Genomic DNA, 8,092 nt, shown 5'->3' on the forward strand with positions numbered 1-8,092 from the left:
AAGGCCGATACCCCTGAAAATCGTCCAGTTATTTTCTGCGCGCCCCTCTAGAATAAGCGGGGCCGGGGCCCGGACGGCCGGGACGCGGCGTGGCCGCGGAACGCGGGCCTGGTACGGGACGGGGGGTCGGCGCGGTACGGCCGGCGGCCGGGGTGACGCGGGGACCCTGGGCACTCTCGTGAATCTGAGGCTCCTCGGGGAGAGAGGCAGGAAGGTGGTCTGTCGTGGGCCGACGTGGTCGGTCGGCATCGCTGGTGGGCGCCTGCGCGCGATCAGAATTCGAAGCCGAGCTGGCCCCCGCTTTCGAGTGCGGCCGCCTCGGCGGAGAACCGGACCTTCTTCAGGTGCTGCCACCGGGGCAGCGCGTCCAGGTACGCCCAGGAGAGGCGGTGGTGGGGCGTGGGCCCCCGCTCCTCCAGCGCGGCCCGGTGCACCGGTGAGGGGTACCCCGCGTTGGCGGCGAAGGCGAAGTCCGTGTACTCCTCGCGCTCCCCGCCCAGTTCGGCCATCATCCGGTCGCGGTGCACCTTGGCGATGACCGAGGCGGCCGCCACCGCGACGCAGGACTGGTCGCCCTTGATGACCGTACGGACCTTCCAGGGCACGCCCAGGTAGTCGTGCTTGCCGTCGAGTATCACGGCCTCGGGCCGCACCGGCAGCCCCTCCAGGGCCCGTACGGCGGCGAGCCGCAGCGCGGCCGTCATGCCGAGGTCGTCGATCTCCTGCGGAGAAGCGTGACCCAGGGCGTGGGCGGTGACCCAGCTCTCCAGCACGGGGGCGAGCTCGGCACGCCGCCGGGGCGTCAACAGCTTGGAATCGGTGAGGCCTTCGGGCGGTCGGCGCAGACCGGTGACCGCGGCACACACGGTGACGGGCCCGGCCCACGCCCCGCGTCCGACCTCGTCGACACCGGCGACGGTCCTGGCACCGGTGGTAGCGCGAAGCGAGCGCTCGACGGTGTGCGTGGGTGGTTCGTACGGCATGGCGCCAGCCAGCGTACGCCGAGAGCGACAGCAGCAACACCCCGGGGCACCGTGCGCACCGAGATTCTGCCGCCGGGCCCGGGAAGCGCCCGGGGCCCGGTGTGGCGTCGTCGCGGGGGCGTACGGGGATCAGTACGGGTCGTAGTCATCGCGGTCCTGCTCGTAGCCGCCGCGCTCGCCCTCCCGCACGCCGTCCGTGCCCAGGGCGTAGCAGGGGCGGTGGACGGTCGTCGCGGGGCGTTCGCGGAGGATCTCCCGGGCCCGTGCCTCGCCCCAGCTCGTGGCGTACCAGGGGGAGTCGTTTCTCCGCAGTTCGCGCTGGATGTCCCTGAGCGCGCAGGAGCGGTGCGGTTCCGGCAGCCTGTCCAGGGCCGGTACGGCGTCGGCGGAGAGGTCCTCGATGTAGTCGATGTCGATGGTCCGGCCGTCCTCGAAGCGCTGGACGTTCCGCTCGGCGACGACCGCGTCCGGCGAGATCAGCCCGAAGGCCAGTACGGCGGCCCCGGCGCTGACCGCGATCGCGCGGGGCAGGAACCTGGCGCCGAAGACCCCGGCGGCCAGGATCAGGACGAGCACCACGCCGAGCCAGAGCTCCATGGCGGCCACGGAGATCCGGAGCCGGGTCAGCCCGTACTCGTCGACGTACAGGTCCATGCGGCGCAGCGCCGAGGCGACGACGACCAGGGTGAGCACGCAGAGGGGGCCGAGCACGGCCCGTACCAGCGTCCGGTCACGGCGGGAGCCGCGCGGCGCCCAGCGCAGGGCCAGGGCGATCACGACGAGGGTGAGCAGGGTGGCCCAGAGCAGCTGCCAGAAGCCCTGGCGGGCGTACTCGGCGTGGTCGAGCCCGGTCTCCTGGCGCACCTTGTCGTACCCCCCGAGGAGAACGACGAGCTGGAGGGTGACGAACGCGGCGAAGAGCAGGTCGAGGACGACGAGCGGAAGGGCCCACTCCGTACGTCCCCGGGGCTTGCCGGCCTTGACGGTGAGCCCGTCCCAGCGCACCGGTGCGGCGGCGGTACGGGCGGCGGCCAGCGCGCCCACGAGCCCCAGGAGGAAGAGGAACGTCCGCCACGGGCCGTCGACGATCGTCACGTCCGGGGTGAGCCGGCCCAGCAGGTCGGCGAAGGCGGCGTCGGCGCTGGCGAAGAGCGTTCCGAACACCACGAGGAGCCCGAGGGCCACGGCCGTGGTGCGGACGGCGCTGCCCCAGCGCCCCCGGGAGTCGTCGGCCCGCTCCCGTACCCCGCGCCAGCCCCACCGGAGCCCCGGCACGACCGAGTCCAGGGTGCCCACGGAGCCGATCAGTACGCCGAGCCAGCTCCGGCTGCCGTGCAGCGCGAGCGAGCCCAGCGCGAAGGCCGACACGACGGCCAGGAAGGTCGGCCAGCCCGCGTCCCGGAGGGCCGGCACCACGAGCAGGGCGAGGCCGCCGACGGCCCAGAGGGCCGTCCAGGGCCGCAGCCGGCGCCCCGCCGCCCGAGCGGCGAACCCGGCGGCCAGCGCGGCGGGCACGGCGACGATCAGGAGGTTCACACCGAGGCCGTCGCCGAGCAGGAGCGCGCTGAGTACGGCGGTGGCCAGGGCCGCCCAGAGGACGGCGGGCCGGATCAGGGGCGGCGCGGCCGGACGGAGCCGCGCCGTCGCGCCGGGGGTCTTGACGGGCGGCCGCCAGGGGTGTCCGGGCTGCCAGGGCTGCTGCGCGCGCTGGGCCGCCGGTTCCGTGACCGGTGATGCCGGCTCGGGCGAGGGCGGGGGCGGAGCCGCCGAACCGGCGGCGGGCGGGGATGAAGCCGCAGGCGCCTCGGGCGCCTCGCGTGCCTCAGGTGCCTCAGGCAGCTCAGGCGACTCGGCCGCCTTGGACGACTCCGGTGGCTGCGGCTCTGACGGCTCTGACGGCTCTGACGATCGTTCGGACATGGGACCCCTCCCCCACCGGGCACCCGCACATGGTTTTGGGCAGCGCGTGGTCCCGGTATCTCATTCGGCGCGCGCCCGTGGAGGCGGACCGGTGAAGATCGACCAGGGGACGGCGTGGCCGAAGGTTAATCCCGAACCGGTGTTCGCGAATACTCAGAGTGAGGCCTGTGGCAGGACCGTGACAGACGGTCGGCCCGGCTGTCGGCCGCGGGGCCCGACCGAGTCCGACCTGCCAAGGGGTCCGTACGGCCCCTACGGCCCACGGGTCCGTACGGTCAGTGGTCCGCCGGGACCAGCCAGCCGGGAGGCTCCTCCGTGCGGGCCAGCCAGTCGGCGGGCGGCGTCCCGGCCGTACCGGCGGCGACGACGCCGCCGACGATGGCGCAGGTCGTGTCGACATCGCCTCCCGCCTGGGCCGTGACCCAGAAGGCCTCCTCGAAGTCCCCGAGGCTCCGGGCCGCCGACCAGAGGGCGAACGGCACGGTGTCGTGGGCGCTGGTCCTGCGGCCGTTGCCGAGGACCGCGGCGACCGTCCCGGCGTCCTGGTAGTCCAGCATGTCGCGGGCCCTGCGCAGCCCGGCGCCGACGGCGCTGCGGGGCACGAGCGCGACGACGCCGTCGAGGAACTCCTCCGGTTTCGGCGGCCCGCCGGGGGCCGCGGCGAGCGAGGCGGCCGCCGCGACGGCCATCGCGCCGACGACGGCCTCACGGTGCTGGTGCGTGGTGTACGAGGAGATCTCGGCCTGGTGGGTGGCCTGCTCCGGGTCGTCCGCGTACCAGGCGCCGAGCGGGGCGATCCGCATCGCCGAACCGTTGCCCCACGACCCCTGCCCGTTGAAGAGCGCCGAGGCCAGCTCGCGCCAGTCGCCGCCCTCCCGGACGAGCCGGAGCAGCCGGTTCACGGCGGGCCCGTAGCCCCGGTCGAAGTCATGGTGCTCGGCGAAGGAGTGCGCGAGCGCGTCCTGGTCGATGCGGCCGTGGGCAGCGAGGACGGCCAGGACCGAGGAGGCCATCTCGGTGTCGTCGGTCCACTGCCAGGGGCCGGGCGGCAGGAGGCGCTGCTTGAGCAGCGGGTAGTTGACCGGGACGAAGAACTGGGAGCCCAGGGCGTCTCCCACGGACAGGCCACGCAGGCTGGCCAGGGCGCGTTCGAAGCGCCGCTCGGAAGCAGGATCAACGGTCATCGCCCTGCCACTCTATCCGGTGCGGCCGTACGGCTCAGGGGTGCGCCAGCTCTGGAAGGGCCGGTCGAGGGTGTAACGGCCGTTCTCGCCCAGGAGCAGGGTCCTCATCTCGCCGTTGCCCGGGTTGGACAGCGACTCGAACTCCGCGACCGACCAGTGGAACCAGCGCATGCAGAACAGCCGCATGGTCAGTCCGTGGGTGACCAGCAGGACGTTCTCCGGGTGGTCCGGCTCCGCAAAGCTGCGGTGCAGGCTCTCCAGGAAGGCCCCGACCCGGTCGTACACGTCGGCGCCGGACTCCCCCTGGGCGAAGCGGTAGAAGAAGTGCCCGTAGGCGTCCCGGTAGGCCTTCTGGAGCTGTACGTCGTCCCGGTCCTGCCAGTTGCCCCAGTCCTGCTCGCGCAGCCGGGGCTCCTCGCGGACCCGGACCAGGGCGGGGTCGAGGCCGAAGGCCCGGAACGTCTCGTGGGTCCGGCGGTAGGGGGAGATGTAGACGCTCACCCGCTCCTCGCCGAACTGCTCACGCAGGAGCGCCCCGCTCTCCTCGGCCTGCCGCAGACCCATCGCGGTGAGCCGGAGCGCGTGGTCGGGCTCCCGCTCGTACACCGTGTCGTCGGCGTTGCCCTCGGACTCGCCGTGCCGGACGAGGACAATGCGCTGCGGTCGTGCCATGCACCGACCCTAGGGGGTGCCCGACGGTTCCGCGTGATCCTTGAGGACCGGGGGCGTGATCCGTAACGATCAGGACGTGGCCCTTAGGGACCGTGCGTGATCCAAGAGGGACCACGCGTGACCCAAGAGACCGCGCGTGACCCTGTAACAGGCCACGCCACCCCGTAGAGACCGCACGTGACCCCGCAGAGACCACGCGTCACCCCGTGAAGACCGCGCGTGATCTACAAGAACCTGGGTCCGACCGTCCAGGAAGGTTCCAGCTCGACGACGTCCCCCGTCAGCGCGGCCACGTCCGTCTCGGTCTGCGCGCGGGCCGCCAGGCGCTCCGCCCCGTCGGCGCGGTACTTGCCCCGCTCGGCGCTCGACTTCCACATGGAGAGCACGAGGAACTCGTCGCCGGGCGCCTCCCCGAAGACCCCGCGCAGCATCCCGGGGGACCCGGCCATGGCCGGGTTCCACACCTGCTGCTGCATCAGCACGAAGTGCTCGGCCCGGTCCTCGTGCACGCTGCTGTGCGCGACCCTGACGACGTCCGCCTCCGTGAAGTCGGGCTCGAAACCCGTCTTCACGTCGAACCGGCGCTCGAAGAGCATGACCTGCATGTCGCGGAACGTGCCCGCCTGCCCGGTCGCCGGTCGGTCCTGTCCGCGGGCCATGAACGAGTCGTAGAAGACGCGGTTGTCCCAGAACGCGAAGACATGGGCGACATCGGGGCGTGTGCGGCTCCACCCGCCGCCCTGCCCCCTGAACCCCGGCTCGCCGAGCAGCCCCGCCCACTCCCGCTGCCCCCGCTCGAAGCCATGACGGTCGACCACGGAACAGCGAATCCACTTCACCAGCACCGCGCCATCGTACGGGGAGGAACGTGGCGGAGGTCACGGTCGTGCGGGGGGCGCTCGGAAGCGGGCGTGCCGCGCACACAACGATCGCCACGACACCACGGCACGATCACCCCCTGTTGGACCGGCCGGAGTCCGCCCGGCGGACCCCGCACCGATCACACCGGCCCCCCTGACCGCGCGGACCACACAGGGCACATGGCCCGAATCCGCTGTCCGTCACAGGGGCGGTTGACTGGTCGCCGTCCGTTCCGTACAAGATCAGGTGAATCGGATGATGAGAACGGTCCAGCGACCGTCGGCCAGGAGGGGAAGTCCGGTGAGCACTCCGAACAAGGACATCGAGAAGGTCGAAGTACGGATCAAATGGGATCCCAGTCCGCACGGTGAACCCGACATCGACCTCGACATCATCGCGGCCACCTATCCGGCGGAGGCACCGTACGGCAGCCCCTCGTACCTGGTGCACTTCGACAGCCGCTCGCCGGACGGCACGATCACGCTGAACCGGGACAGCAGGACGGGCCAGGGGTTCGGCTTCGACGAGGTCATGACGATCGAGCTGGACCGGCTGGCCGCCACGTACAGCCGGGTGGTCGTCGGGGTCGCCATCCAGCAGCGCGAGGTACGCAGGACCTTCGGCGAGGTCAGCAGCACCGGGGTGCAGATCCGGGAGGGCTACACGAACCTGATCGAGGACGACTTCGCGAGTGTCGCCCGGTCGACGGCGGCCGTCGTCGGGCAGTTCTCCCGTACCGGTTCGGGCCAGTGGGTCTTCCGGCCGGACGTACGCGGCTTCGACGGCGATCCCGACGCGTTCGCGGCGGTGATGGGCAACCGCGACTCCGGGGCCTGAACAGCAGGAGGCCTGAACGGCAGGGGGCTCGAACAGCAGCGACGAGTTCCGGCCAATGCGTAAGGCCGTGGACGGGCATCAGCGCGGTATTACGGGAGACGACGGAGGGGACCGGCCTCGGGCCGGTCCCCTCCGTCGTCCGCTGCTCAGCCGGGTGTCCTGGCGGAGACCACTTATTCCTGACGTGCGCTATTCCTCGGCATCTGATCCACGATCGGGAAACGCACGCAGCCTCAGCTGGGGCGCCCGGTGATCGACGAGCCATCGCATCCGGTCGTCATCCGTCGCGAGCCCGGCGCGTGCGGCCTGGGTCCACTCTTCTCGGTCGAGCACCTCAAGGTAGGTCGTCCGGAGCGCTTCCTGCTGCGCCGCAGTGCATCCCGCAGCCTCGGGAGGCTCTGTGGTCAGGTGCTGGGCGAGCAACGCGATCGTGAAATAGCGCTCGATCGTCGGGCTGAGCAGACCCACATGGCGAGCGTGAGCTTCCAGGACCGCTCCCGAATGAGGGTAGCGAGCGAGGGTGAGCCCCATCCCCCCGCAGTCACTCATCTGATGGAGTAGGCGACCGACGTGGTCGACCATCTCGCTGTCAGTGTCGGGGTCTGCCAGTGCCTCATGGAGTTTGGCGACTGTGGCGACGTTGCCGGCGAAGTATCCATTAAGGGAATCGCCGTCACAGGCTCTGCGAAGCAGCCAAGGCCGGGCAGTCGGGTCGTCGAGTCTGCAGAGCGCTTCAACGACATAGACGCGTCCCCAGCCGGTGACGCGCTCGGCCAGCCAAAGCAGGGCCTCAACTCCCCCTGTCTGCCGCTCGAATGCGTGCGCCGCGAGTGGCCCGAAGCAGGTGGAAAGCAGCCCGATCGTCTGAATCAGCGGGATGTCGTCGGCTGTGCCCACGGCAGCCAGCAGGGCAAGTCCAACGGTGACCGCGCATCGATCGGTCCCGTATCGGACCAACCAGCGGCCCGTTCGGCGAACGCGTTCTCTGCCAGCCCGCTCAGCTGCGGCGGCGATGTGCCCGTTCTGATGAATCGGGACGTAGACGTCGTGAAAGGCATCGGCCAATTCGCTGGGCAGGGCAGAAGCCTTGGCGAAATGCGTGTCCAGGACGAGGGCAACGTCCTTGCCGGCCGAGTGCCGGTCCTCAGGCGCCTTCGGGTCTCGCCGACGACGGTGCAACTCGTCGTCGGGATACGGTTCCCCGTCGCACGGAAGTGGCTCCCCCGGAGCCAACTGATGTAGCTGGAGTGCGTGATCGAACAGCGATGTCGGTGACCCGGGCAGTCCTGTCCCGGTCGTCTCGCTCATCGACGGACGGAGGGCTCGATTCTCTTGATCATGGTTCGGAGCATGCCACGACAGCAATCGCCGCGACAAGCCCTCGACTCGGGGCAGGTTGCATCAAACTCAACAGCCGGGCGGCAGGCGCATCAGGGCAGTGAAGCCGCGAGATCGGCTCCACCGCCCTGACCAGCTACTTCACGCCCTCAAGGCGCTCGGTGTACTAGGGCGTGTCTTCAAATGTCACGCCCTGGCAGATACGCCAGGGAGGGGCGCCGGCCAAGGGCCGGCGGCCAACGGCAATCACCAGCTGGCCGCCTCGATCATCGTGATTACCACGCTGATGGCCGCAGT

At 71.0% G+C, this 8,092-nt stretch carries 7 protein-coding genes; 1 reads left to right on the forward strand and 6 read right to left on the reverse strand.

All coding sequences use genetic code 11. The annotated features are described in order from the left end of the window. Nucleotides 1–272 precede the first annotated feature (272 nt). From AB0917_RS32345 to AB0917_RS32365, 5 genes are all read right to left on the reverse strand, one after another. A complete protein-coding gene (locus AB0917_RS32345) occupies nt 273–983 on the reverse strand; it encodes a ribonuclease HII (protein ID WP_366823274.1) in 711 nt (236 codons plus the stop codon). Between the two features lie 129 nt (nt 984–1,112). Next, nucleotides 1,113–2,903, reverse strand: a complete 1,791-nt coding sequence (locus tag AB0917_RS32350; RefSeq protein WP_366823275.1) for a DUF4173 domain-containing protein — start codon at nt 2,901–2,903, stop codon at nt 1,113–1,115. Nucleotides 2,904–3,178: 275 nt separating this feature from the next. Continuing rightward, complete coding sequence (locus AB0917_RS32355; protein ID WP_366823276.1) at nt 3,179–4,087, reverse strand: ADP-ribosylglycohydrolase family protein; 909 nt, start codon at nt 4,085–4,087, stop codon at nt 3,179–3,181. A gap of 12 nt (nt 4,088–4,099) precedes the next feature. Beyond that, nucleotides 4,100–4,759, reverse strand: a complete 660-nt coding sequence (locus AB0917_RS32360) for a histidine phosphatase family protein (protein ID WP_366823277.1) — start codon at nt 4,757–4,759, stop codon at nt 4,100–4,102. 224 nt (nt 4,760–4,983) lie between these two features. Then, the gene (locus AB0917_RS32365; protein ID WP_366823278.1) at nt 4,984–5,604 is read right to left on the reverse strand and encodes a YdbC family protein; all 621 of its coding nucleotides are present in this window, start codon (nt 5,602–5,604) and stop codon (nt 4,984–4,986) included. A gap of 316 nt (nt 5,605–5,920) precedes the next feature. On the opposite strand from AB0917_RS32365, the gene AB0917_RS32370 reads away from it, so the two are divergent. Continuing rightward, the gene (locus AB0917_RS32370; RefSeq protein WP_366823279.1) at nt 5,921–6,457 is read left to right on the forward strand and encodes a TerD family protein; all 537 of its coding nucleotides are present in this window, start codon (nt 5,921–5,923) and stop codon (nt 6,455–6,457) included. A 189-nt stretch (nt 6,458–6,646) separates the two neighbouring features. Here AB0917_RS32370 and AB0917_RS32375 read toward each other — a convergent pair whose 3' ends face one another. Next, nucleotides 6,647–7,765: a hypothetical protein gene (locus AB0917_RS32375; protein ID WP_366823280.1), complete on the reverse strand. Its 1,119-nt coding sequence runs from the start codon at nt 7,763–7,765 to the stop codon at nt 6,647–6,649. Between the last annotated feature and the right edge of the window lie 327 nt (nt 7,766–8,092).

The organism is Streptomyces sp. NPDC007346 (assembly GCF_040703535.1).
Taxonomy (GTDB): domain Bacteria; phylum Actinomycetota; class Actinomycetes; order Streptomycetales; family Streptomycetaceae; genus Streptomyces.

Bases quoted from the DNA above. Each gene is read 5' to 3' on its own strand.
- AB0917_RS32345 (WP_366823274.1), bottom strand. From the start codon at position 983: ATGCCGTACGAACCACCCACGCACACCGTCGAGCGCTCGCTTCGCGCT.
- AB0917_RS32375 (WP_366823280.1), bottom strand. From the start codon at position 7,765: ATGAGCGAGACGACCGGGACAGGACTGCCCGGGTCACCGACATCGCTG.
- AB0917_RS32360 (WP_366823277.1), bottom strand. From the start codon at position 4,759: ATGGCACGACCGCAGCGCATTGTCCTCGTCCGGCACGGCGAGTCCGAG.
- AB0917_RS32350 (WP_366823275.1), bottom strand. From the start codon at position 2,903: ATGTCCGAACGATCGTCAGAGCCGTCAGAGCCGTCAGAGCCGCAGCCA.
- AB0917_RS32355 (WP_366823276.1), bottom strand. From the start codon at position 4,087: ATGACCGTTGATCCTGCTTCCGAGCGGCGCTTCGAACGCGCCCTGGCC.